Source organism: Lentzea guizhouensis (genome assembly GCF_001701025.1).
Taxonomy (GTDB): Bacteria; Actinomycetota; Actinomycetes; order Mycobacteriales; family Pseudonocardiaceae; genus Lentzea; species Lentzea guizhouensis.
In genome coordinates this window covers 766,537-790,624 of the sequence record NZ_CP016793.1, presented here as the reverse complement: position 1 = coordinate 790,624, position 24,088 = coordinate 766,537, and the positions used below count along the sequence as shown (strand labels likewise).

21 protein-coding genes and 1 pseudogene are annotated in these 24,088 nt (G+C 71.2%); 3 read left to right on the top strand and 19 right to left on the bottom strand.

From position 1 onward, the window contains the following. Nucleotides 1–10 precede the first annotated feature (10 nt). From BBK82_RS04085 to BBK82_RS04065, 5 genes are read right to left on the bottom strand one after another with little or no spacing between them, the layout of a single operon-like run. Nucleotides 11–1,369 (bottom strand): sulfate adenylyltransferase subunit 1, encoded by a 1,359-nt coding sequence (locus BBK82_RS04085; protein ID WP_065913802.1) that lies wholly within the window; start codon nt 1,367–1,369, stop codon nt 11–13. Beyond that, on the bottom strand, nt 1,370–2,269 hold the full coding sequence (gene cysD, locus BBK82_RS04080) for a sulfate adenylyltransferase subunit CysD (protein ID WP_179953754.1): 900 nt from the start codon (nt 2,267–2,269) through the stop codon (nt 1,370–1,372). After that, nucleotides 2,266–2,961 (bottom strand): phosphoadenylyl-sulfate reductase, encoded by a 696-nt coding sequence (locus BBK82_RS04075; protein WP_065913800.1) that lies wholly within the window; start codon nt 2,959–2,961, stop codon nt 2,266–2,268. Before BBK82_RS04075 ends, cysD (BBK82_RS04080) begins: the two co-directional genes overlap by 4 nt. Then, nucleotides 2,958–3,116 (bottom strand): hypothetical protein, encoded by a 159-nt coding sequence (locus BBK82_RS04070; RefSeq protein WP_030472080.1) that lies wholly within the window; start codon nt 3,114–3,116, stop codon nt 2,958–2,960. Before BBK82_RS04070 ends, BBK82_RS04075 begins: the two co-directional genes overlap by 4 nt. A gap of 36 nt (nt 3,117–3,152) precedes the next feature. Further along, nucleotides 3,153–4,832 (bottom strand): nitrite/sulfite reductase, encoded by a 1,680-nt coding sequence (locus BBK82_RS04065; RefSeq protein ID WP_065913799.1) that lies wholly within the window; start codon nt 4,830–4,832, stop codon nt 3,153–3,155. 369 nt (nt 4,833–5,201) lie between these two features. Here BBK82_RS04065 and hemW point away from each other — a divergent pair, with 369 nt between their 5' ends. Then, entirely contained in the window at nt 5,202–6,410 is a 1,209-nt protein-coding gene (gene hemW / locus BBK82_RS04060; RefSeq protein WP_065920801.1) for a radical SAM family heme chaperone HemW, read from the top strand. A gap of 91 nt (nt 6,411–6,501) precedes the next feature. On the opposite strand, the gene BBK82_RS04055 is transcribed toward hemW, so the two are convergent. The 3 genes from BBK82_RS04055 to BBK82_RS04045 are packed head-to-tail and all read right to left on the bottom strand — an operon-like array spanning nt 6,502 to nt 8,691. Beyond that, complete coding sequence (locus tag BBK82_RS04055; RefSeq protein WP_065913798.1) at nt 6,502–6,705, bottom strand: hypothetical protein; 204 nt, start codon at nt 6,703–6,705, stop codon at nt 6,502–6,504. A 32-nt stretch (nt 6,706–6,737) separates the two neighbouring features. Next, nucleotides 6,738–7,478, bottom strand: a complete 741-nt coding sequence (locus BBK82_RS04050; protein WP_065913797.1) for a 3'(2'),5'-bisphosphate nucleotidase CysQ — start codon at nt 7,476–7,478, stop codon at nt 6,738–6,740. A 43-nt stretch (nt 7,479–7,521) separates the two neighbouring features. After that, nucleotides 7,522–8,691 (bottom strand): MFS transporter, encoded by a 1,170-nt coding sequence (locus tag BBK82_RS04045; RefSeq protein ID WP_154697051.1) that lies wholly within the window; start codon nt 8,689–8,691, stop codon nt 7,522–7,524. 26 nt (nt 8,692–8,717) lie between these two features. Between BBK82_RS04045 and BBK82_RS04040 the strand changes: the two genes are divergently transcribed. Beyond that, a complete protein-coding gene (locus BBK82_RS04040) occupies nt 8,718–9,893 on the top strand; it encodes an ROK family protein (RefSeq protein WP_218920573.1) in 1,176 nt (391 codons plus the stop codon). Here BBK82_RS04040 and BBK82_RS52630 read toward each other — a convergent pair. The 3 genes and pseudogenes from BBK82_RS52630 to BBK82_RS04030 all read right to left on the bottom strand — a co-directional run bounded on the left by BBK82_RS52630 (nt 9,890) and on the right by BBK82_RS04030 (nt 12,442). Next, nucleotides 9,890–10,528: an FAD/NAD(P)-binding protein gene (locus BBK82_RS52630; protein ID WP_218920572.1), complete on the bottom strand. Its 639-nt coding sequence runs from the start codon at nt 10,526–10,528 to the stop codon at nt 9,890–9,892. The two genes, BBK82_RS04040 and BBK82_RS52630, sit on opposite strands and share 4 nt — an antisense overlap. A 289-nt stretch (nt 10,529–10,817) precedes the next feature. Then, nucleotides 10,818–11,141, bottom strand: a pseudogene (locus BBK82_RS56580) (FAD/NAD(P)-binding protein); the annotation flags it as partial. Nucleotides 11,142–11,167: 26 nt separating this feature from the next. Beyond that, a complete protein-coding gene (locus BBK82_RS04030; protein ID WP_065913795.1) occupies nt 11,168–12,442 on the bottom strand; it encodes a helix-turn-helix domain-containing protein in 1,275 nt (424 codons plus the stop codon). A gap of 227 nt (nt 12,443–12,669) precedes the next feature. Between BBK82_RS04030 and BBK82_RS04025 the strand changes: the two genes are divergently transcribed. Further along, the gene (locus tag BBK82_RS04025) at nt 12,670–15,537 is read left to right on the top strand and encodes an AfsR/SARP family transcriptional regulator (protein ID WP_170067866.1); all 2,868 of its coding nucleotides are present in this window, start codon (nt 12,670–12,672) and stop codon (nt 15,535–15,537) included. A gap of 20 nt (nt 15,538–15,557) precedes the next feature. Here the strand turns inward: BBK82_RS04025 and BBK82_RS04020 are convergent, their stop codons facing one another. From BBK82_RS04020 to BBK82_RS03985, 8 genes are read right to left on the bottom strand one after another with little or no spacing between them, the layout of a single operon-like run. Then, nucleotides 15,558–16,790, bottom strand: a complete 1,233-nt coding sequence (locus tag BBK82_RS04020) for a sulfate adenylyltransferase subunit 1 (protein ID WP_065913793.1) — start codon at nt 16,788–16,790, stop codon at nt 15,558–15,560. Continuing rightward, nucleotides 16,790–17,716, bottom strand: coding sequence for a sulfate adenylyltransferase subunit CysD (gene cysD, locus BBK82_RS04015; RefSeq protein ID WP_065913792.1), 927 nt, complete (start codon nt 17,714–17,716; stop codon nt 16,790–16,792). Before cysD (BBK82_RS04015) ends, BBK82_RS04020 begins: the two co-directional genes overlap by 1 nt. Continuing rightward, nucleotides 17,713–18,282, bottom strand: coding sequence for an adenylyl-sulfate kinase (gene cysC, locus BBK82_RS04010; RefSeq protein WP_065913791.1), 570 nt, complete (start codon nt 18,280–18,282; stop codon nt 17,713–17,715). The genes cysD (BBK82_RS04015) and cysC overlap by 4 nt, the downstream gene beginning before the upstream one ends. Further along, nucleotides 18,279–19,544, bottom strand: coding sequence for an FAD-binding protein (locus BBK82_RS04005; protein ID WP_065913790.1), 1,266 nt, complete (start codon nt 19,542–19,544; stop codon nt 18,279–18,281). Before BBK82_RS04005 ends, cysC begins: the two co-directional genes overlap by 4 nt. Beyond that, entirely contained in the window at nt 19,541–21,130 is a 1,590-nt protein-coding gene (locus BBK82_RS04000; RefSeq protein WP_065913789.1) for an alpha-amylase family glycosyl hydrolase, read from the bottom strand. The genes BBK82_RS04005 and BBK82_RS04000 overlap by 4 nt, the downstream gene beginning before the upstream one ends. Next, the gene (locus tag BBK82_RS03995) at nt 21,127–22,101 is read right to left on the bottom strand and encodes an aldo/keto reductase (RefSeq protein ID WP_065920800.1); all 975 of its coding nucleotides are present in this window, start codon (nt 22,099–22,101) and stop codon (nt 21,127–21,129) included. The genes BBK82_RS04000 and BBK82_RS03995 overlap by 4 nt, the downstream gene beginning before the upstream one ends. Beyond that, nucleotides 22,101–23,510, bottom strand: coding sequence for a glycosyltransferase (locus tag BBK82_RS03990; protein ID WP_065913788.1), 1,410 nt, complete (start codon nt 23,508–23,510; stop codon nt 22,101–22,103). Before BBK82_RS03990 ends, BBK82_RS03995 begins: the two co-directional genes overlap by 1 nt. After that, entirely contained in the window at nt 23,503–24,081 is a 579-nt protein-coding gene (locus BBK82_RS03985) for a thiamine pyrophosphate-dependent enzyme (protein ID WP_065913787.1), read from the bottom strand. The genes BBK82_RS03990 and BBK82_RS03985 overlap by 8 nt, the downstream gene beginning before the upstream one ends. Nucleotides 24,082–24,088: the final 7 nt, after the last annotated feature.

The window sequence follows — 24,088 nt, the reverse complement described above, 5'->3', positions numbered from 1 at the left end:
AGATGGCCTTTCAGGGACCGGGGGAGACGAGGGCGCGGTCGTCCTGGGCGGCGATGTCGCCGCCCTCGGTACAGCTCTCCGCGTCCAACTCCGGCAGCGGCGCGCCCACCAGGCCGGCGGCGAGCGTGCTGCCGTCGGCGGCGTCGATCACCAGGAACGACCCGGTGCGGCGGCTGAAGCTGTAGTCGTCCAGCGGAACGGGCTCTGCCAGGCGCAGAGCCACTCGGCCGATCTCGTTGAGCTCCAACGACGCCGGGCCGTCCACACTGGACAGCGTCTGCTCGTCGAAGCGGTCGCGCAGCTCGGTGACAATCGCCTGCACGGTGCGCGTGCCGTGCTTGACGAGGACGCGGGCACCGGCTCGCAGCGGCTTCTCCGCGAGCCAGCAGAGCGTGGCGTCCAGCTCGTCGGTGACCTTGGGCTCGTTGCCCGCCACCGCGATCAGGTCGCCGCGCGAGATGTCGATGTCGTCCGCCAGCAACAACGTCACGGACTGGCCGGCCGCCGCCTCCGCCAGTTCACCGTCCATCGTGTCGATCCTCGTGACCGTCGAACGGCGGCCGGAGGGCAGCACGACGACCTCGTCACCCGGCTTGACCGTGCCCGCCGCGACCTGGCCCGCGTACCCGCGGTAGTCGAGGTGCTCGGCGGTGCGCGGCCGGATCACGTACTGCACGGGGAACCGGAACGGCAGCCCAGATCCATCAGCGCGGCGGGGTCCGTCTTCTTCTACTGGCACGTTCTCCAGGTGCTCCAGCAGCGTCGGACCGGAGTACCAGGGCGTGTTCGCGGACTTCTCCACGACGTTGTCTCCCGCCAGCGCGGACACCGGGATCTCCACGACCGCGTCCTCGGTGTAGCCGAGCGCCGTGGCGTGCGCGGTGAACTCCTTGGCGATGCGGGCGAACGTCACCTGGTCGTAGTCCACGAGGTCGATCTTGTTGACCGCGAGGACGAGCCGCGGCACGCCCAGCAGCGCGAGAACCGCCGCGTGGCGCCGGGTCTGCTCGATGACGCCCTTGCGCGCGTCGACGAGCAGCACCGCGAGCTGCGCGGTGGAGGCGCCGGTGACGGTGTTGCGGGTGTACTGCACGTGGCCGGGGGTGTCCGCGAGCACGAAGGAACGCTTCGGCGTCGCGAAGTACCGGTACGCCACGTCGATCGTGATGCCCTGCTCGCGTTCCGACCGCAGGCCGTCGACCAGCAACGACAGGTCGGGCGTCGCGAGACCGCGGTCGGCGCTCGCCCGGTGCACGGCGTCGAGCGTGTCCGCGAGCACGGACTTGGTGTCGTAGAGCAGCCTGCCGACGAGCGTGGACTTGCCGTCGTCCACGCTGCCTGCCGTGGCCAACCTCAACAGGTCGCTCATTTAGAAGTACCCCTCCCGCTTGCGGTCTTCCATGGCGGCCTCGGACAACCGGTCGTCGGCCCGCGTGGCGCCGCGCTCGGTCAACCTGGACGCGGCGACCTCGGCGATCACCGCGTGGATGTCGGCGGCGTCGGACTCGACGGCACCGGTGCACGAGCCGTCGCCCACCGTGCGGTAGCGAACCGTCTTGCGCAGCAGGGTTTCCCCGTCGCGCGCCTTGCCCCACGGGCCCTCGGCGAGCCACATGCCGTCGCGCAGGAACACCTCTCGCTGGTGCGAGTAGTAGATGTCCGGCAGCTCGATGCCCTCGCGCTCGATGTAGTTCCACACGTCGAGCTCGGTCCAGTTCGACAGCGGGAACACCCGGACGTGCTCCCCCGCGCGGTGCCGGCCGTTGTAGAGGTTCCACAGCTCCGGGCGCTGCCGCTTCGGGTCCCACTGGCCGAACGCCGTGCGCAGGCTGAAGATCCGCTCCTTGGCGCGGGCGCGTTCCTCGTCGCGGCGGCCGCCGCCGAACACCGCGTCGAACTTGTGCTGCGTGATGGAGTCCAGCAACGGCACGGTCTGCAACGGGTTGCGCGTGCCGTCCGGGCGTTCCTCGAGGCGGCCGTCGTCGATCCAGTCCTGGACCTTCGCGACCTCCAGACGCAGACCGTGTTGTGCGACGACGCGGTCGCGGAACTCGATGACCTCGTCGAAGTTGTGCCCGGTGTCGACGTGCAGCAGCGGGAACGGGACCGGCGCCGGGTAGAACGCCTTGATCGCGAGGTGCAGCAGCAGGGTGGAGTCCTTGCCGCCGGAGAAGAGGATCACCGGCCGGTCGAACTCGCCCGCGACCTCGCGGAAGATGTGGATCGCCTCCGATTCGAGGCGCCCCAGGGTGTCCAGTGCCAGAGTCATCCGTGCAACCCGCATTCCGTCTTGGCCTGACCCGCCCACCGGCCACTGCGGGCGTCCTGCCCCGGCAGCGGCTTCGACGTGCACGGCAGACAGCCGATGGAGGGATACCCCTCCTGCACCAGCAAGTTCTCGAGGATGCCCTTCTCGTGGAGGTAGGCGTTGAACTCGTCGTCCGACCACGGCGCGATCGGGTTGACCTTCACCAGGCCGTTGCGCTCGTCCCACTGCACGATCGGCGTGTTCGCCCGCGTCGGCGCGTCCACCCGGCGCACCCCGGTGACCCAGGCGTCGTACTTCGCGAGCTCACGCCGCAGCGGGATGACCTTGCGCAGGTTGCAGCACTGCGCCGGGTTCGTCTGGTGGAGCAGGCCGAACTCGCGTTCCTGGTCCTCCACCGACTGCTCGGCGGCGGCGTTGACGATCCGCACCTCCGGGTAGACGACGCCGACCGCGTCGCGCACGCCGATGGTCTCCGGGAAGTGGTACCCGGTCTCCAGGAACAGCACGTCGAAGTCCGGCTTCACCTTCGCGGCGAGGTCGATCAGCACGGCGTCCTGCATGTTGGAGGCGACGATGTAGCTGTCGCCGAACGTCTGCGCGGTCCACTCCAGTGCCTCGATCGCGGTGGCGTTCGCCAGCTCCTCCTGAGCGGCTTCGGCGACGATCTTGAGGTCTTCCTTGAGATCGCTCACTTCTTCACCTCCTGCGGCAGGTTGAGCCCGACGAACGAGACCTTGAAGACGCGGCGGCACCCGGTGCACAGCCACGCGTAGCTCGGCTCCTCCTGCGGGCGGAGGTCCTCGTCACCGCAGTAGGGGCAGTAGAAGGGCGTCGCCCTCTCACTCATCGCAGCCTCCGCTGAGGTACGCACGTCGGCCGGCACTCATCGCAGCGCACCTTCCTCCGCGCGGGCGACCCACTGGGCGAACCGCTCGTCGTCCTCGCGCTGCGCGACGAAGTTCCGCACCACGCGCTCCACGTAGGCGGGCAGCTCGGCCGCGGTGACCTTGTGGCCGCGCAGCTTGCGGCCGAACCCGGCGTCGAGGCCGAGGCCGCCGCCCAGGTGCACCTGGAAGCCCTCGACCTGGTTGCCCTCGTCGTCGGTGACGATCTGGCCCTTCAACCCGATGTCCGCGGTCTGGATGCGGGCGCACGAGTTGGGGCAGCCGTTGATGTGCACGGTGATCGGCGCGGTGACGCCGTCGACGATGTCCTTGAGGTTCGCCTCGAGCGTGGTGACCAGCTCGTTCGCCCTGGCCTTGGTCTCGACGATGGCGAGCTTGCAGAACTCGATGCCGGTGCAGGCCATGATCCCGCGCCGCCACGGCGACGGGTCGACCTGCAGGCCGAGCTTCGCGAGGTCGCTCTTGAGCGTCCCGACCGCGGTCTCCGGCACGTCCAGCACGATGATCTTCTGCTGCGGTGTGAACCGGACCCGCTGGGAGCCGGCCCGTTCGGCGATCTTCGCGACCTCGACCAGGATCGACCCGGACACCCGGCCCGCGACCGGTGCGGCGCCGACGTAGAACAGGCCGTCCTTCTGCCGGTTCACGCCGATGTGGTCGAGCTGCTGGCTGAGGACCTCCGGCGCGGGACCGTCGAGCATCTTGCGCTTGAGGTACTCGTCCTCCACGACCTGGCGGAACTTCTCCGGACCCCAGTCGGCGACGAGGAACTTGATCCGCGCCCGGTGCCGCAGCCTGCGGTAGCCGTAGTCGCGGAAGACGCTGATGACGGCTTCCCACACGTCCGGGACCTCGTCGAGCGGCACCCAGGCGCCGAGTCGCTTGCCCAGCATGGGGTTCGTGGACAGGCCGCCGCCGACCCAGAGGTCGAAGCCGGGGCCGTGCTCGGGGTGGTCGACGCCGACGAACGCGACGTCGTGGATCTCGTGCGCCACGTCCTGCAGACCGGAGATGGCGGTCTTGAACTTGCGCGGCAGGTTGGAGAAGCGGGGGTCGCCGATGTAGCGCTCGAGGATGGTGTCGATCGCCGGCTGGCCGTTGAGCACCTCGTCCTCGGCGATGCCGGCGACCGGCGAGCCGAGGATGACGCGCGGGCTGTCACCGCACGCCTCCATCGTGGTGAGGCCGACCGCTTCGAGCTTCTGCCAGATCGTGGGAACGTCCTCGATCTGGATCCAGTGGTACTGGATGTTCTGCCGGTCGGTGATGTCGGCGGTGTCGCGGCCGTAGGTCTGCGAGATCTCACCGAGCACCCTGAGCTGCTGCGTGGTCAGTGCGCCACCGTCGCTGCGCACGCGCATCATGAAGTACTCGTCGTCCAGCTCTTCCGGTTCGAGCGTGGCCGTGCGGCCGCCGTCGATGCCGGGCTTGCGCTGGGTGTAGAGCCCGTACCAGCGGAACCGGCCACGCAGGTCGGCCGGGTCGATCGAGTCGAAACCACCGTGGGCGTAGATGTTCTCGATGCGGGCGCGGACGTTGAGCGGGTTGTCGTCCTTCTTGCTCCGCTCGTTGGGGTTCAGCGGCTCTCGGTAGCCGAGCGCCCACTGTCCCTCGCCGCGACGCTGCTTGGCGCGCGGTGACGTCTGCGGCGGGACCATCGCCATCCTCCGGGTTTTCGAGGCGCTCGGTGCGCGTGCGAGCCCGGAGGTGCTTGTGGTGGGGGCGTCGTCAGCGCGCCGGGCGCCGACGGGAACAAATCAGCGCGCGGTCATGCCGAACGACGGCACATCGCGCTGGAGACACGACGGAAGTCGACGTGGCGGCGGGCCACGAGGCGGACTCCAGTCGAATGCATGACCTCAGTGTGCATGCCGTCCAGAGCGTGGTCCACCGCCAACCGCATGCTGGGATTGACGAGGGGAAGTTGACATCCTAGGCTGGTTTCACTCCGTGATGTGTCTGTCACCGACAGATACATTCGCTGGCTGGACACCGCCGTTCGGGGCGTGTGGGGGACACTGGACGTCATGCCCTCCGCTTTGCCCGAAGGCGAGCCCGTGCCCGCCGACGGTTCGCTCCCGCCATCCGCTCTCGCCGGTGTCGGCTCCCGCCCGTTCGGCATCTACGTGCACGTGCCGTTCTGCGCGACCCGCTGCGGCTACTGCGACTTCAACACCTACACGCCCGGCGAGCTCGGCACGTCCGCCTCGCCGCAGTCGTGGCTGGAGGGCCTGCGCCGCGAGCTCGACCTGGCGGCCTCCGTCCTGGGCACGCCACCGCCGGCCGAGACCGTGTTCGTCGGCGGCGGGACGCCCTCGTTGCTCGGAGCTTCCGGGCTTGCTGATGTGTTGGATGCGATATATCAGTCGTTCGGGCTGGCTCCCGGAGCCGAGGTGACGACCGAGTCGAACCCGGAGTCGACGTCGCCGTCGTTCTTCGAGGGCATCCGCGCCGCCGGCTACACGCGGGTGTCGCTCGGCATGCAGTCCGCTGCCCGGCACGTGCTGCAGGTGCTCGACCGCAAGCACACGCCCGGCCGCCCGGTCGACGCCGCGCGGGAAGCCCGGGCCGCGGGCTTCGAGCACGTCAACCTCGACCTGATCTACGGCACACCGGGCGAGCAGCCGTCAGACCTGGCGGCGTCGCTGGACGCCGTGCTCGACGCCGGCGTCGACCACGTCTCCGCCTACGCGCTGATCGTCGAGGACGGCACCGGCCTGGCCCGGCGGATCCGCCGCGGCGACCTGCCGATGCCGGACGACGACGTCCTCGCGTCGAGCTACGAGATGGTCGACGCGAAGCTGAGCGGAGCCGGGTTCTCCTGGTACGAGGTGTCGAACTGGGCGACCTCGGCCGAGGCTCAGTGCCGGCACAACGTCCTGTACTGGAAGGGTGCCGACTGGTGGGGCTTCGGGCCCGGCGCGCACAGCCACGTCGGCGGCGTCCGGTTCTGGAACGTGAAGCACCCGGCGCGGTACTCGTCGTTGCTGGCCGAGGGGAAGTCGCCGGCCGCGGGCCGTGAGCAGCTCACCGACGAGGACCGCCGGGTCGAGCGGGTGCTGCTGGAGCTGCGGCTGGCAGAGGGGCTGCCGACCGGTGTGTTGGACATCGCGGGCCGGGAAGAGGCGAAGCAGGCGGTCGCGGACGGGTTGCTGGAGCCGTTGGACGACCGCTGCGTGCTGACCGACCGGGGCCGGTTGCTCGCCGACGCCGTCGTGCGCAGGTTGCTGCCGTAGCTCGCCGGAGCTGCGGAGTTGCTGGTTAGGCGCCTTTACCTGGTTCGAGCTGACTCTTACTGGTCAAGGCCCTTCACTTGGAGCTGAGCTGTCACTGAGCTCGCAGGTCGTGCTGACTGCGCACCTCGGTGACGAGCTCGCCGTCACGGCGGTACGTGACGCGAGCCCACCAGAGGCCGTCGGCTCGCTTGGCCGGCTCCCAGACCAGGGTGCCGTGCCACCACTCGCCGTTGCTCAGCACCAAGCAGGGCTTGTCGGGTTCGTCGTCGCCAACGGACGACAGGTGCCTGGACACGTTTGGACCCTAGTGACCGGCACCGCCGGAAGTCAGCCGCCGATTGCCGTCCGTACTGCTGACAGGACGGCCTCGGCGTGCCGGGGTGTGCAGATCAGCAGGTCAGGCAGGTACGGCTTGGGCTGGTTGTACTCCAGCGGTGAGCCGTCGATGCGGGAGGCGTGCAACCCGGCCGCGACCGCAACCCCGACGGGCGCGGCCGAGTCCCACTCCCACTGGCCGCCGGCGTGCAGGTAGACGTCCGCCTCCCCGCGCACCACCGCCATGGCCTTGGCGCCCGCCGAGCCCATCGGGACGAGCTCGGCGCCGAGGGCGTCACTCACGGCGCTGGCGAACTCGGGTGGTCTGCTGGCGCTCACCACGATCCGCAACGGGCCGCTGGGGTCGGCCGCCGTTGTGCCGCTGCTCGTGTAGACGGCGTCGAGTGCGGGCTGGGCGACGGCGGCGTCGGTGATGCCGCGGCCGCGTTGCCACAGCGCCACGTGCACGGCCCAGTCCGCGTGGTCGAGCTGCCCGTACTCGCGGGTGCCGTCGAGCGGGTCGACGATCCACACGCGGTCGGCGTCGAGGCGGCCGAGGTCGTCGTCGCCCTCCTCGGAGAGCACCGCGTCGGCGGGGCGGGCCTCGGCCAGTGCCTTGACGAGCAGCTCGTGGGACTGCTCGTCGCCCGCCTTGCCGAGCTCCTTGCCGCGCAACGGTCCTCGGCGCAGCTCCTGCAACAGTTGCCCGGATGACGTGGCCAGCTCGGCGGCGAGCTCGACGTCCGAAGCCATGGGACCTCCTTCTCGAACAGCTGGAACAGCTCGACCAGCTCGGTCAGCGGTTGCGGACGACGAACCCGATCGTCGCCGCGGCCGCCACCATGAACGCGATCAGGCTCAGCGCGACCGGCAGCCCGACCTCGCCGGCCAGGAACCCGATCGTGGGCGGCGCCAGGAGGATGCCCCCGTAGCCGAGCGTTGAAGCGACCGCGACGCCGTTCGGGCCGCCGAGCTGGCCGGCGCGGGCCATGGCGACCGGGAAGATGTTGGCGAGGCCCAGGCCGGTCGCGGCGAGACCCGCGAACGCCAGCGGGAGGTCGGGGGACAGCGCGGCGACCAGCGTGCCGGCACAGGCCAGGGCACCGCCGATGACGACGACCTTGGTCTGTCCCAGGCGTTCGAGCAGCCGGACACCCGACAGGCGGCCGACGGTCATGGTGCCCTGCACGACGGCGTAGCCCGCCGCGGCCAGGCCCTGACCGGCGCCCAGGTCGTCGCTCAGGTGCAACGGCACCCAGCTGTCGAGCGCGCCCTGGCTGTAGGCCGCGCACAGCCCGATCAGGCCGAACAGCAGGACGCCCGAGGTGAACTTCGGCAGCCGCAGCCCGGTGGCGCCGTCGTCGGTGTGCGAGCTCGGCAGCGGGTGGGCGAGCAGGACTCGTCCGAACCACGCCGTGGCCAGCAGGCCGACCGGGGCGAGGAGCAGCATGTGCGCCGTGGGTGACAGGTGCGAGGCGAGCAGGCCGCCGAGTCCCGCGCCGGCGAGGCTGCCGAGGCTGTTCGCCGCGTGCAGGCTCGGCATGACCGGGCGTTCCATCGCCTCGACGAGGTCGATGGCGACGCTGTTGACCGCCACGTCGATGCCGCCGTACGCGACGCCGAACAGCAGCAGCGACAGGCCGAGCGTCAGGGCCGAGTGCGTGAACGTCGGCAGCACGACGCTGACCGAGAGCAACGCGGCGGTGGCGATGGTGACCTGTCTGCTGCCGAAGCGCTGGCAGATGCTGCCGGCCACGCTCATCGTGGCGACCGCCGAGCCCGTCATCGCGAAGAGCGCGAGTCCGAGGGCACCCGGTGTGGCCGCTGTCTGGTCTTTGATCGCGGGGATGCGCACCGCCCAGCCGGCGAAGAGGAAGCCGCCGAGCGCGAAGAACATGGTCACCGCGATGCGCAGCTGCACGAGTGCAGCCGGTGCCGGATTCGTGGTCGTGGATAATTTGTTCATCGGTGGCACAAAATGAGTGTAGGGGCATGACGGAGATGAGGCCAAGGCTCAAGCGCGGGCACGCTGTCCTGGGACAGGTGCTCTCGCTGGTGCATCTCGGACAGGTCGGGACACGGGCTGATCTGACCGCTGAGCTGGGCGTCACCCGTGCGACGACGGGTGCGGTGACCGGTGAGCTGGAGGCGCTGGGACTGATCCGCAACGACACCCGTCCGGGGGGTCCGGCTACTGCGCGTGGCCGGCCGTCGCACCGGATCGCGCTCGACCCGGACGGCCCGGTCGTGCTGGCCGCGCAGGTGCACGTGGACGGCTACCGGGTGGCCGTCGTGGGGCTCGGTGGGACCATCGCCGCGACCACGGCCGCACGGCACGAGGCCGGCCGATCCCGCCGACGTGCTGTCCGCTGTCGTGGCCGCCGGGGCCGGGCTCGTCGAACGGAGCGGCCGGCGGTGTGTGGCGCCGGGCTCGCCGTGCCGTCCGCGGTGGCCGAGCCGGACGGGACCGCGCTGAACCCGCTGCACCTCGCGTGGCCGGTCGGTGCGCCGGTGCGGGACGTCTTCACCGAACAGGTCGAACGGGCCGGGCTCGCGGTGCCGGCGTTCGTCGCGAACGACATCAACCTCGCCGCGCTGGCCGAACACCGGCACGGCGCCGGTCGAGGTGCCACGCACCTGCTGATGACGGCCACCGGACACCGCGGCGTCGGTGGCGCGTTCGTGGTCGGAGGGCGGCTCTACACGGGCAGTTCCGGGCTGTCGATGGAGGTCGGTCACGTCACGGTCAACCCTTCTGGTCGGCGGTGCCACTGCGGCAACCGGGGCTGTCTCGACGTCGAGACCGACCCGATCGCGTTGCTGGAGGCGGCCGGACGCGAGGTGCGACCGGACGTCGCGCCCCTCGTCCAGGCCCAGGAGCTGGTGCGGGACGGTGATCCCGCGGTGCAGGGCGTGGTCGAACGGCTGGCGGCGGGCCTCGCCGGGCTGGTGAACGTGCTGAACCCGGACCGGATCGTGCTCGGCGGCCTGCACGCCGCGTTGCTCGACCGCGACCCGGACCGGCTGACCGGGCTGGTCGCCGACCGCGGGCTGTGGGAGCGGAGCGTGCCGCTGGTGCCGTCGGCGTTGGCGCACAACAGCCTGGTCGGTGCGGCGGAGCTGGCGTGGCAGCCGGTGCTCGACGATCCCCTCGGGGTGTTGGGCTAGCACGACACCTCCAGCGACTCCGTGGCCGCACGGGCCACCGCCGAGGCCTGCGCGCGGATCTCCGGGAACGCCGTCGTCTCCCAGAGGTTCCCGCGCCGCAGCGCACCGAGCGTCCACAGTGGAGCACCACCGCGCACCCGGCCGTCCGGCGACGTGTCGAAGCCGAGCCCCAGCGGTCCCGGTGCCGCGATGCCGTCCGCGAGCAGGCCGGTGACGAGCGGGTCGGTGCACCGGCGCACGTCGTGGCGCAGGCCGGTGCAGTTGACGACGGTGCCCGCGGTGAGCTCGGTGCCGTTGCCCAGCCGCAGGCCGGCACCGCCGGCGAGCACCCGGACAGCGGTGATCCCGGTGCGGTGGACGCGAAGCAAGCCGTTGCGCCGCAACCGGATCAACGTGCGTGCGGTGCTGCTCGGCATGCGGTGGCGGTGCACCTCCCACGAACGCAGGTCCTCGGCCAGGAACCGGGACCGGTCCGGCAACGGCAGCAGGTCCCACAACCGGGAGGTCACCGGGCGCAGGCTGTCCAGCGCCGGACGCCAGTCGCCGTGGCGCCGCAACGACTCCCGGACGTGCGCCGACACGAGCCGCCGGACGTCGTCGAGACCACGGCACCCGGCCAGCTCCGGCGGCCGCATCGGGTGCGACGGGCGGTGCCGGCGGGAGCAGACCGGTGCGCGACACGGCGTGCACCACCCGGCCGGGCCGGCCGAGGGTGATCGCGAGGTCGACGGCGGTCAGCCCGGTGCCGACCAGGACGACGTCGCCGGCACCGACCCGGTCCACCGCGCCGGGCGCCCACGGGTCCGGTACGAACGCCGGGTTCGCCGTGGCGGTGGGCACCCAGTCGTCGGGAGCACCGACCGGGCCGAGGGCGAGGACGGCGGCATCCGCGGTGAGGAAGTCCCCGGCGGCCAACGAGATCCGCAGACCGCCGGGCACCCGCTCGACCCCGGTCGCACGGTCCCGCACCACCCGCAGCCGGCCGGGACACCGTGCCGACACCCCGTCCAGGTGTGCCGCGAGGTAGGCCCCGAACACCCGGCGTGGCGCGAAGTCCGTCGCCGCCACCCCGGCCCACCGCGCGAAGTCGCCGGGATCGTCCTCCCGCGCGCTCATCTTCCCGGCGGGAACGTTGAGCAGGTGCCGCGGGTCGTCGGTGCGGTAGGCGACCCCGCGCCCGCGGTCCTCCGCCGGGTCGACGAGGCAGACGGCGGCGCCGCGCTCCAGCAACCGGGCCGCGGTCGTCACCCGGCCGCGCGCCCCGATCACGGCGATCACGCGGCACCCACCGCCGCCGGTCGGGCGCACGTCAACGAGCGCACCAGGCTCAGCACGCCGAACCGCGACCGCCCCTCCGCCGAGGCGGGCCGGACCACGCCGGTCACCAGCAGGGCGCGCACCAGCCGCGCGCAGGTGCTCGGCGGCAGGCCCGTGACGGTCACCGCGTCCGTCACCGACCAGGCGCTCTTCAGGCCGGACAGGCGTTCCAGCAGCAGCCGCTCCGGTCCGTCCAGCGTGTCGAGGCGGTCGGTGATGCGATCACGCAGCCCGTCGACGAACCCGAACGGGTCGTCGTCCACCTGCTCGCACAACGCTTCCGGCTCGTACACGGCGAGCCACTGCGCGACCGAGGCCAGCACCGCCGGGATGCCGTCGGCACCGCGGGCGAGGCCCGTGACGGCGGGCAGGTTCGCGTCGGTCAGCCGGAAGCCGGGGTGCACCTGCCGCGCGTACCGGACGAGCAGCTCGACCGACGGCACGCGGGCGAGCACGTCCGGATCGGTGTGCCGGCGGCCGGGAACCGTGAGCGGGCCGAGCGGGACGACGCGTTCGCCGGGCAGTCCGACCGGGTCGGGAGCCGTCACCAGGACCCGCACCCGCGGGCAGTCGCTCAGCAACGCGAGGACCCGGTCCGAGCGCAGCGACCGGCAGTCGTCCAGCACGAGCAGGGCCGGTTGGTCGGCGATGACCTCGGCCAGCCCGTCCGTCCCGGCGGCGCGCAGGCCTTCGAGACCGGACCGCAGCGTCGAGGCGAGCTGCTCGGGCGCGCGCACCGACGTCGGGTAGAGGGTGTCGGGCGACGACCACAGCACGGCGGTGCCGTCCATGTCGTGCAACGCGAACGCCACCTCCAGCGCGAGCCGGGTCTTTCCGATGCCGCTCAGGCCGGTGACGGTGACGAGCCGGTCGCCGCCGGAGCGCAGCGAACCGGCCAGCGAGGCGAGCTCGGCGCGCCGCCCGACGAGCGCGTCGAACGGTGACGGTGGTGGCAGCGCACTCGTCGCGAACACGAACCTCAGGTCGTCCCTGCTCACGGGCCGGCCTGAGGCGGCCTCGATTTCCGTGTGTTCCCGACTGGACAGTCCGAGCGCATTGGCCATCAGTCGCACCGTCTCCCGGCGGGGCTGTTGTGACGTGCCGATTTCAATGTCCCTAATCGTGCGCACGCTGACGCCCGACAGTTTCGCCAATTGCCGCTGCGTGAGGTGCCGTTCTGTTCTGTAGGACCGGAACAGCAGGCCGAGTTGCCGCTGTGTTAAAGAATCCATGCAGACCAAGCCCCCGAGTGTCGGTTGGTCCCAGAATGCGGTGGGTGTGTACCGCATCGATTCCGTTTCGACTCCCGTCACGCTCGGCAACGAGGGCTGGTGCCTACGGGTGAATATTCCAAGTGCGCGTTTGAATGGATCCAGTCGCGCTGAATCCACCACGAGCGGTGCTCTGCTCTGAATTCTTGACGGGATGGAATGATCGCCGCTGGGCTTGGGGGGCGGGAGTGGAATTTCGTTTGCTCGGCGCGTTCGAGGCGTGGTCGGGTGGAGCCAGGGTGCCGCTCGGCGGCGCGCGTGCCGAATGCCTGCTCGCCGTGTTGCTGCTGGAGCGCAATCGTGCGGTCATGGTGGAACGGCTCGTCGAGGCCGCGTGGGGCGAGCAGCCGCCGATGACCGCGGCGACCCAGGTCCGCAAGATCGTCGCCGACCTGCGCCGGCGGTTGCCCGGCGGTGCGGGGCTGATCGTCACCGACGGCGCCGGGTACCGCGCGGTCGTGCACGACGAGCAGACCGACCTCGGCATGTTCGACCGGCAGGTGCGGCTCGCCCGCGAGGCCGACGACGCCGCCGGGGTGATCGAGCACCTGACCGCGGCGCTGTCGCTGTGGCGCGGCCCGGCGCTCGCGGGCATCGACAGCCCGGTCGTCCACGCGGCCGTGGCGGTGCTGAACGAACGCCGGATCGCCGCCGCCGACCAGCTGATGGAGACGCGGCTGAGCATGGGCGCCGCCCGCGAGCTCGTCGCCGATCTGCGCGCGTTGCTGGACGAGTACCCGTTGCGCGAGACCACCCGCTGCCAGCTGATGCTGGCGCTGTACCGGTCGGGCCGGCAGGCGGAGGCGTTGCGGGTCTACGACGACGGCCGCAGGTTGCTCGCCGAGGAGCTGGGCATCGACCCCGGTCCGGAGCTGATGCAGCTGCACGAACGGATCCTGCGCAACGAGCCGGAGCTGGACGTCGTGCCGCACGCGCCGCAGGAAACGGCTGTGCCGCAAGCGTTGCCGTACGACATGGCGGATTTCGTGGGACGGGTGGAGGAACAACGCCGGATCAGCGAGTTCGTCGGCGACCAGGCCGGCAAGGGGTTGATGATCGTCGCGGTCGACGGGATGGCGGGCGTCGGCAAGACCTCGCTGCTCGTGCACATGGCGCACCGGCTCGCGGACGGCTTTCCGGACGGGCAGTTCTACGTCGACCTGCTCGGGTACGCCGTCGACCGCAAGCCGATGGACCCGGTCGAGGCGCTCGGCACGGTGCTGCGCCAGGCCGGTGTGCCCCGCGACGAGCTGCCCGACGACCTGTCCGCGCGGGCGGTGCTGTGGCGGATGCGGACCGCGGGCAGGCAGATCATGGTGCTGCTGGACAACGTCGTGGACAGCGCGCAGGTCAGGGCGTTGCTGCCGGGGTCGTCCGACGGGCTTGTGATGATCACCAGCCGGTCCCGGCTGACCGGGCTCGACGGCACGCTGTCGTTGTCGCTCGCGCCGCCGCCGACCGACGAAGGGCTGGAGCTCGTCGTCGGCATCCTCGGCGCGGACCGGGTGGACCGCGAACCCGAGGCGGCCCGCGAGCTCGTGACCGCGTGCGACCACCTGCCGCTGGCGATCCGGATCGCGTGCACCCGCCTGCACAACCGGGAGCGGTGGACGATCCGGTACCTCGTCGACCGGTTGCACGACGAGGAACGCAAGATGAGCGAGCTGGCCGTGGGCGACCGCAGCGTGGCGGCCGCGATCGGGCTGTCCTACGACGCGCTCGAACCCGGTCACCAGCGGGTGTTCCGGCTGCTCGGCCTGGTGCCGGCGACCGAGGTCGACGTGCACGCCGTCGCCGCCCTCGCCGACATGGCGCTGACCAGAGCCGAGACGGTGCTGGAGGACCTGCTCGACATGCGGCTGGTCGTGCAGCTCGCGCCCGGCCGCTACGGCCTGCACGACCTGGTGCACAGCCTCGCCCGCGCGCTGGTGGGCCGGATCGAACCGGCCGGCCTGCGCACGATCGCGGTGCACCGGCTGCTCGACTACCAGCTCTGCGCCGCCAACGCCGCCGCGGACCGGCTGGTGCACCGCCGGGTCCGGCCACGGCCGCGCTACCTCTACCCGCCCGCGCAGCTGCCCCGGCTGCACACCAGGTCCGCCGCGGTGACGTGGTTCGACGCCGAGTGCGGTGGGCTGCTGGCCGCCGTGCGCGGGGCCACCGACAACGAGCTGCACGACCACGTCTGCCACCTTTCCGAGGCGTTGCACCCGTACCTGCGGCTGCGCGGCCGCATGCACGACATGCTCTGGGTGCACGAGCACTCGCTGGAGTCGGCGCGTGCGGCGGGGGACCGGAAGCTGGAAGGCCGGGCGTTGCACCGGCTCACCGCTCCGCACTGGCACTTCGGGCGGCTCGGCCAGGCGTTCGAGTGCGCCGAACAGGCACTGGCCGTCGCGCGGGAGACCGGTGACGTGCTGCAGCACCGGGTCGCCGAAGCCGTGATCGGCAAGCTGCTCAACGAGTTCGGCCGCTTCACCGAGGCGTTGCCCTACCACCGGGCCGCCGCGCGGGACAGCCACCAGCTCGACCTGTCCTGCGAGGTCGCCGTCCTGGTGAACTACGCGTCCGCGCAGGCCGCCGTGCAGGACTTCTCCGCCGCCCGGCTCACACTGGACTCCGCGCTGCGCCTGGCGAAGGACACCGGTTCCGCCAGTGACGAGGTCCTCGTGCTCGCCCGCTACGCCGACGTCTGCCGCCGTGAGGGCAACCTCGACGAGGCCGGCGAGCTCGGTTCGTCGGCCACGTCGTTGTTGCGGCACCTGGGGAACCAGGCCCAGGCCGCCTGGGCGTCGAACCTGCTCGGCCGCGTGCACTACGAACGCGGTGAGCTGGACGTGGCGCTGGAACGGCACAACCGGGCCCGCAAGCTCGCCGAGGACATCGGGTTCCGGGTCGAGATCGCCCGTGCCCTCGACGGTGCCGCGCGGGTGCTGGCCGACCGGTCCGACGCCGGTGGTGCGGCGGCGAACTGGCGGATCGCGTTGCGGCACTTCGAGGAGATGGGCGTGCCGGAGGCGGCGGTGGTGCGCCAGGGGCTGGCCGCGGTCAGTTGAGCGCGGTCAGGTGAACACGGTCAGCTGAGCGACTCGACCAGCCCGACCCCCGCCGTGGCCCCGCTGCGCTCCTCGACGAGCACGAACCCGCCGGTCGCCCGGCTGTCGCGGTACCGGTCGACCACGAGCGGGTCGGCGAACCGCAGCCGGATCGAGCCGATGTCGTTGAGCGCCAGCGACTCCGCGGGCTCCGAGCCGAACGTGCTCACGTTCAGCCTGCTGTCGACCGCCTCGACCACGGCCCGCGACTCGCTGGTGGTGTGCCGCACGACGTACCGGGCGCCGGGTTCCAGCGGGGTGTCGGTCATCCAGCACACGGTCGCCGACGCCGCCGACGTCACGGTGCCGGGCGCACCGGTGCTGAGCATCGCGCCCCGGCCGGCGTCGAGGTCGTCGGCGATGCTCACCACGACCGACTGACCCGTTGTGGCAGAACGCTTCGGGCCGTCGTAGGTGTCGATCGCGGTGATCGTGGTCTGCCAGCCGCCCGGTTGCACGACGACCTCGTCGCCGACGTTCAGGGTGCCCGCGGCGACCCGGCCGCCGTAGCCGCGGAAGTCGCGGTGCTCCGGCGTGCGAGGGCGGATCACCAGCTGCACGGCGAACCGGCCGCCCGGCGCCGGTGCCTCCGGCAACGCCAGCTCCTCCAGGTGCGTGAGCAGCGGAAGCCCGGCGTACCAGGGGGTCTGCGACGACAGCGACACGACGTTGTCGCCGCGCAGCGCCGAGATCGGGATGGCGCACCACGAGCTGTCGCAGACCTGGGCGAACTGCGCGACCACCTCGTCGAACACGTCCTCGCGGTAGTCGACCAGGTCCATCTTGTTCACCGCCAGCACCACGTGCCGGATGCCGAGCAGGTCCGCGATGGCACTGTGCCGCCGCGACTGCTCGGTCAGGCCGGTCCGCGCGTCCACCAGCACGACGGCGACGTCCGCGGTGGACGCCCCGGTCACCATGTTGCGGGTGTACTGGACGTGACCCGGTGTGTCGGCGAGCACGAACGACCGCCGTGGCGTCGCGAAGTACCGGTACGCGACGTCGATCGTGATGCCCTGTTCCCGTTCCGCGCGCAGCCCGTCGACCAGCAGCGCGAGGTCGGTCTCGGCGTACCCGCGGCTCCGGCTCGCCGACGTCACGGCCTGGAGTTGGTCGGCGAGCACGGCCTTGGAGTCGTGCAGCAGCCTGCCGATCAGCGTGCTCTTGCCGTCGTCGACGCTGCCCGCCGTCGCCACTCGAAGCAGTCCCGGCATCAGAAGTACCCCTCCCGTTTGCGGTCTTCCATGGCGGCCTCGGACGCGCGGTCGTCGGCGCGGGTGGCGCCGCGTTCGGTCAGCGTACTGGCCGCGACCTCGTCGATGACCTCGTCCACAGTGGACGCGTCGGAACGCACGGCACCGGTGCACGTGGCGTCGCCGACGGTCCGGTAGCGCACGGTCTCGCTCCACACCTCCTCGTTCTCGAACGGAGGCGTGAACGGCGTGACCGCGATGAGCATGCCGTCGCGCCGCACGACGTCCCGGCGGTGCGCGTAGTAGATGTCCGGCACCTCGATGCCCTCACGCCGGATGTAGCCCCACACGTCGAGCTCGGTCCAGTTCGACAGCGGGAACACCCGGACGTGCTCACCGGCGCGGTGCCGGCCGTTGTAGAGGTCCCACAGCTCCGGCCGCTGGTTGCGCGGGTCCCACCGGCCGAACTCGTCGCGCACCGAGAACACCCGTTCCTTCGCTCGGGCCTTCTCCTCGTCGCGACGGGCCCCGCCGAGCACGGCGGTGAACCGGTGCTCGGCGATGGCGTCGAGCAGCGTGACGGTCTGCAGCGGGTTGCGCGACTGGCCCGGCTGCTCGGTGACCCTGCCGCCGTCGATCGACTCCTGCACCGACGCGACGACGAGCTGCACGCCCAGCTCGGCCACCCGGCGGTCGCGGAACTCGATGACCTCGGAGAAGTTGTGGCCGGTGTCGACGTGCATCACCGGGAACGGGATCTTGCCGGGCCAGTACGCCTTCTCCGCGAGCCGCAGCATGACGATCGAGTCCTTGCCGCCGCTGAACAGCAGCACCGGCCGGTCGAACGTCGCCACCACCTCGCGCAGGATGTGGATCGACTCGTCCTCCAGGTCGGCGAGCGCGGACTCGCGATCGATCGGCCCGCTGTCCACCACGGTCAGCGTCATCGCAGCATTCCCTTCTCGCACAGCAGGGCGACGACCGCGTCGGCGCTGTCGTCCACCGTGTTGTCGCGGGTGTCGAGCCGCAGCTCCGGCGTCGGCGGCGGCTCGTAGACGTCGTCGACGCCGGTCAGCCCCTTGATCTCGCCCTCGCGCTGCTTGGCGTAGAGGCCTTTGACGTCGCGTTCGGCGCACTCCTCCACGGGCGTCGCGACGTGCACCTCGACGAACGGCGTGCCGCTCGCCTGATGTCGCCTGCGCACCTGCTCGCGGGCGTCGCGGAACGGGGAGATGACCGCGGCGAACACGAGCACGCCGTTGCGCGCCAGCAGGTCCGCGACGAACCCGATCCGGTCGATGTTGGCCTCGCGGTCGGCGCGGGAGAAGCCGAGGCCGGCGGACAGCGTCTGCCGCACCTCGTCCCCGTCGAGCAGCTCGATCCGCCCGGTCGGCAGCCGGTCGGCCACGGCCCGGCTGAGCGTGCTCTTGCCCGCGCTGGGCAGGCCGGTGAACCAGACCGTGCCTCCGGTGGTGATGGTCAGGGGCGAGGTGAAGCTGGCAACGTCGGTCACCTGGTCCTCCCTGAAAGATGTGGCACCGGACGCACTGAGGAGAAGTGGCGTTCGGTGAAGGCGTTGGTGAACTTCCCGGCGGGGTCGTATCGGTCCATCAGCTCGCGGAAGTCCGGCAGCCGTTCGTACTCGGCGGTCGCGACGGAGGTCTTGGCCCAGTGCGGCCGCGGCGAGAACGGCGCGAGCTGCTGTTCGACGAGCTCGACGACCGGCAGCACGACTGATATGTCGGACACCCAGGTGAAGTGGATGCTCACCGTCTCGCGTCCGTAACAGGTGCTCAGCCAGAAGTCATCACGAGCTGCCGTGCGGACCTCGCAGATCTGCAACGCCGGCCGGATCTGCTCGCGCACGTCGTCGAGCGCGTGCAGGGCGGCGACGGCGTCGTCGGCCGGGATCATGTACTCGGACTGGAGCTCGTCGCCGGAGCTGCTCGGCGGCTGGTCGGAGCGGAAGTGCGGCAGCCGTTCGAACCACGGTCCCGGCACGCCGCCCTGGGTGGTGCAGCTGACCGGGTCCACGCCGTCGACCGGGTGCCGCGGCCCGTCGGCGGGAGTCGCGGTGAACCACGACGGCAGCGTCGCCGGCTGGTCGACCCGCTCCTGCACCCACACCTGGGTGAGCACCGGCTCGCGCCAGTCGGTGAACAGGCACACGCTGTACGCGCACGACATGAGCTCGGCGAAGTGGTCGTCGAGCACCTCCAGCGCGAGCCCCTCGTACACGCGCTGCCGCAACTGATATGTCGGTACAAGATCCAGTGTCAGGTGCGTGACCACGCCCAACGAACCGAGCCCGACGACGACGCCGTCGAAGTCGGCGTCGTCACGGCCGATGCTCACGACGTCGCCGTCGGCGGTCACCAGCTCGAGCTCGCGGACCGCGGCGGACAGCACCTGGTTGCGCACACCCGAGCCGTGCGTGGCCGTGGCCACCGCCCCGCCGACGCTGATGTGCGGCAGCGACGCCATCGCCGGCAACGCGAACCCCGCCGCGTCCAGCCGTGGCGCGAGCTCGGCGTAGCTCAGCCCGGCCGCCACCCGTGCCGTGGCACGGGTGGCGTCGACGTCGACGACGGGCGGCAGGTCGGCCACCGACAGCAGCACGCCGGGGGAGTCGGCCAGGTCGTTGAACGAGTGCCGGGTGCCGAGCGCGCGCACTCGACCCGCGTGCGCCACGGCCTTGCGCACCTGCTCAACGGTGGTGGGGCGGATGAACTCGGTCGCGGAATACTGGATGTTGCCCGCCCAGTTCCTGGTCATGGCGCCGCCTCCGGGGCAGGCGCGTCTGCTGCGTCTTCCACCGAGAGCCGCAACACGACACCTTCGAACGCATCGAGCTCCAGCGGCCGCAACGAGACGACGCCCTCGCGGTCCACCCGGGTCGACAGCTCCACCCGCCCGGCCGCGCGACCGGGCGCGTCGAACGCCACCGGGTGGTCGGCGAAGTTCAACGCCACCAGCAGGTCACCCCGCCGGTACGCGTACACCTCGGCCGGGCTGTCCAGCGACACGTAGTCACCCCGCAGCAGGTCCTCGCTGCCCCGCCGGTATGCGATCAGCCGCCGGTACAGGTTGAGCAGCGAACCGGGGTCGTCACCCTGCGCGTCGACGTTGACGACGTGTTGATCGGCGGCCAGCGGCAACCACGGCGTCCCGGTCGTGAACCCACCGGTCGCGTCCCACTGCATCGGCGTGCGCTGCCCGTCACGGCCGTCGACGTCCTGCTCCAGCGCCGGCGGGGCGTCGGCCATGCCGATCTCCTCGCCGTAGTACACGCAGGCGAGGCCACGCAGGGTCAGCAGCATCATCGCCGCGACCGGAGCGTGCTCCACGCCGTACCTGCTGACAGGCCGTGGAATGTCGTGGGTGGACAACGCGTACGTGGGCAGCGCATCGGCCTGTGTCGCGGCAAGCAACCCGTCGACGCACTTGCGGAACGCCTGCGCGTCCCACGGCTGCTCCCAGAACGCGATGTGGAACGCCGTCTGCATCCCGTCGCCACCGAAGTACGTGGCCAGCCGGGCGTCGTCGCTGATCGGCACCTCGCCCAGCGCGAACCGGTCGCCGTACCCGTCGAGCACGACCCGCATGTCCCGCAGCACGTCGTGCACCTCGGGCAGGTCCAGGTTGCGCTGCCGCACGACCGGATGCGTGAAGTGCCGCCGTGCGTGCGCCACCTCAGGTGGGTTGTCACGCAGCTGCGGGTCCTTCATCAGCCGATGCGCGACATCGATCCGGAACCCGTCCACGCCGCGGTCGAGCCAGAACTGCCACACCTTGTGCATCGCCGCGTGCACGTCCGGGTTGCGCCAGTTCAGGTCCGGCTGACCGGGCGTGAAGCTGTGCAGGTAGTACTGCCCGGTCAGCGAGTCGAGCTGCCAGGCCGTGCCACACCGTTCGAACGCGCTGAGCCAGTTGTTCGGCGGACCGCCGTCCGGCGCGGGATCGGCCCAGATGTACCAGTCCCGCTTCGGGTTCGTCCGGTCCGAACGCGACTCCAGGAACCACGGGTGCTGGTCCGAGGTGTGGTTCATGACGATGTCGATGACAACCCGTACATCGCGTTCGTGAGCTGCGGCGACCATCGCGTCGAAGTCGTCCAATGTCCCGTATACGGGATCGACGTCCTCGTAGTCGCTGATGTCGTAGCCGAAGTCAGCTTGCGGCGACGGGTAGAACGGCGACAGCCAGATCGCGTCGGCACCGAGCCGCGCCACGTGGTCGAGCCGCGACGTGATGCCGGGCAGGTCACCGATGCCGTCGCCGTTCGAGTCGGCGAAGCTGCGCGGGTAGATCTGGTAGAGGACGGCCTCGCGCCACCACGGCGCACTCAGATGTCCAGTCATATGTTCACCTTCGACATCCCCGCGGCGAAGTACCGCTCACCGCGCACCGCGCCCACCGGCGCGATCTCGTCGAGCAACGCCAGGTCCTCCGCCGACAGCGAGATATCCAGCGCCGCCACGTTCTCCCTGAGCCGCACCGGGTTCTTCGTGCCGGGGATCGGCACGACACCCTGGTGCAGCACCCAGGCGAGGGCGAGCTGCGTGACCGAGACGCCCTTGGCCCACGCCAGCTCGGCGACCCGCGCGACGATCTCGTTGTTGTGCGCGAGGTTGTCCGGCTGGAACCGGGGCAGCTCGCGCCGGAAGTCGTCGGGCCGCAGGTCGTCGAAGCTGGTGAACCGCCCGGTGAGCATGCCGCGGCCCAGCGGCGAGTAGGCGATGAACCCGATCCCGAGCGACCGCAGCGCGTCCAGCAACCCGGACTCCGGGTCGCGGCTCACGATCGAGTACTCCGTCTGCACCGCGGTGATCGGGTGCACGGCGTGGGCCTTGCGCACGGTGGCCTCGGCCGCCTCGCAGATGCCCAGGTGCCGCACTTTGCCCTCGGTCACCAGCTCGGCCATGGCGCCCCAGGTCTCCTCCAGCGGGACCGCCTTGTCGACGCGGTGCTGGAAGTAGAGGTCGATGTGGTCGACCCCGAGCCGCCGCAGCGACCCCTCGCACGACGTCCGGACGTACTCGGGGTTGCCGTTCACCCCGACGTTGTCGCCCGCGCCGTTCTTCAGGTTGCCGAACTTCGACGCGATCACCACGTCGTCCCGCCGGCCGCGCACGGCCCGGCCGACCAGCTCCTCGTTGGTGTACGGCCCGTACATGTCCGCGGTGTCCAGCAACGTGATGCCGAGGTCGAGCGCCTCCTGCAGCGTGCGGATCGACTCGGCGTCGTCCCAGGTGTCGTAGAACTGCGACATCCCCATGCAGCCGAGGCCGAGGTCGGACACGACCGGCCCTTCGGTTCCGAGCCTGCGCATCACACCACCTCCATCGTGACGGTGGAGGCGATCAGGCTCGCCCAGTCGGACAGGTGCCGGTCCGGCAGGTAGCACTCGTCCACCCGCCGCCGCGCGCCCTCGCCCAGCCGCGCGGCCAGCTCGGGATCGGTCAGCACCTGCCGGATGAGCTTCGCCGTCGTCGCCAGGTCGTACGGGTCGTCGACCAGCAGCCCCGACTCGCCGTGCACGATCTGCTCGCGCAACCCGCCGACCGCGCTCGCGACCAGCGGCTTGCCCTTCCACATCGCCTCGGTCGCGGTGAGCCCAAAGCCCTCGGCGATGCTCTTCTGCACCACCGCGGTCGCGTGCCGCTGCAACGCGTTGACCACGAGCGCGTTCTCCCGCAGGTCCCGCATCGGCAGGCACAGCAGCTGCACCCGCCGGCGTTGCTCGACCGGCAGCGCCTTCCACTGCTCGACGCACTCGTCCCAGAACCGCCCGGCGTCCGGGTCGTCGGCGACACCGACGACGTCCGCGCCGGCCAGCGTGAGGTACGAGTTCTCGACGTCCGCGTCGAGGAACGCCCGCAGCACCCCGGCCATGTCCTTGAGCTCGTCCCACCGCGAGACCTGCACGACCATCGGCACGTCGGCGGAGGGCGCTTCCTCGCGGACCACGACGGCCTCGTGCCGGACGGTGATGATCTCGCCGACCGGCGGGCGGATCGTCAGCGATGAGCCCTCACCGGCGACGATGCCGGTGCAGCGCAGGATCGCCAGCGTCTGCTCGTCCGTGAGCTCCATGTTCTTCGGCGCGCACGGGTCGATCGACGGCGGGATGATGTGCGGTCGCGGCGCCCACTCCGGGCACGCGCTGTCGGTCAGGAACACCGAGGCGTCGGCGTTCTCCACGAACCGCCGCAGGAACGCCCAGCCTTCCTCGGTGTGCTCGTTCGGCTCGTCCCGGCCGATGTGCCGGCGCCACACCGCGATCGCGCCGAGCCGGCGCGCCACGTCGACCAGGCCGGCCGGCTGTGCCTCGTGCACGACCACGAGGTCGCCCGGCCGCACCCGTGCCGCGAGCGCCGTTCCCTCCAGCTCGGTGATCACCCGGTAGTGCTGCAGCTGGTCGGGTCCCAGCGGCGCCGGGTCGCCGGGAGCGCCGTACAGCCTGGTGCACAACCGCTTCGCGATGGCGAAGAACTCGGTGTCGCCGTCGATCACCAGCCAGCGCGTGTCGATCCCGACCGCGCGGGCCAGCGGCAGCAGCGCGTGCAGCAGCTCGGCCACCCCGCCACCCGCGGCGGTGGAGTTGATGTTCCACACGGTCCGGCCGTGCAACGCGCCGGACACCTCACCGGCCCTGTCCCGCAACGCTTCCAGCCGCTCGTCCCCGAACACCTCGCGGTACGGCGTCAGCGGTGCCGCTCCGATCGGAACCTCACGCACGGGTCACCTCCGCCGGTGTGGTCTTCTTCTGCTCGAAGCCCTCGGTGATCCACACCCCGGACCAGAACTCCGGGTCGGAGGGCAGCACCAGCTCGATCAGCGTCGGCCCGGTCTCCTCGGAGGCCACCTGCAACGCCTGCCCGAAGGTCTCCAGCCGGGTCGCGCCGCGGTCGCGGTCGAGCCACTCGCTCAGGTCGACCCGCCAGCTGCGCACGCCCCAGGCCTCGGCGATGTCGACGTACCGCATGCCCGCGGCGTTGTCGAGGTACTCGCCGTGACCGGCGTCGAGCCAGCCCGACGGCCGCGACTGCTTGCGCAACGACACCGCGCCACCGTTGTTGCACACGATGAACGTGACCGGCGCGGACTCCTGCACCGCCGCCGCGAGTCCCTGCACGGAGTTCGTGAACCCCTGGTCGCCCAAGGTGCAGAACACCTTCGCCGCCGGCTCGCCCAGCGCGAGCCCGGTCGCGATCGTGATGCCGCAGCCCACGAACCCGCCGTGCCCGCCGAACACCCGCAGCCCGTGCGGGAACTGGTCGTAGTCCTCGGCGAGCATGCCGCCGAACATCTGGCTG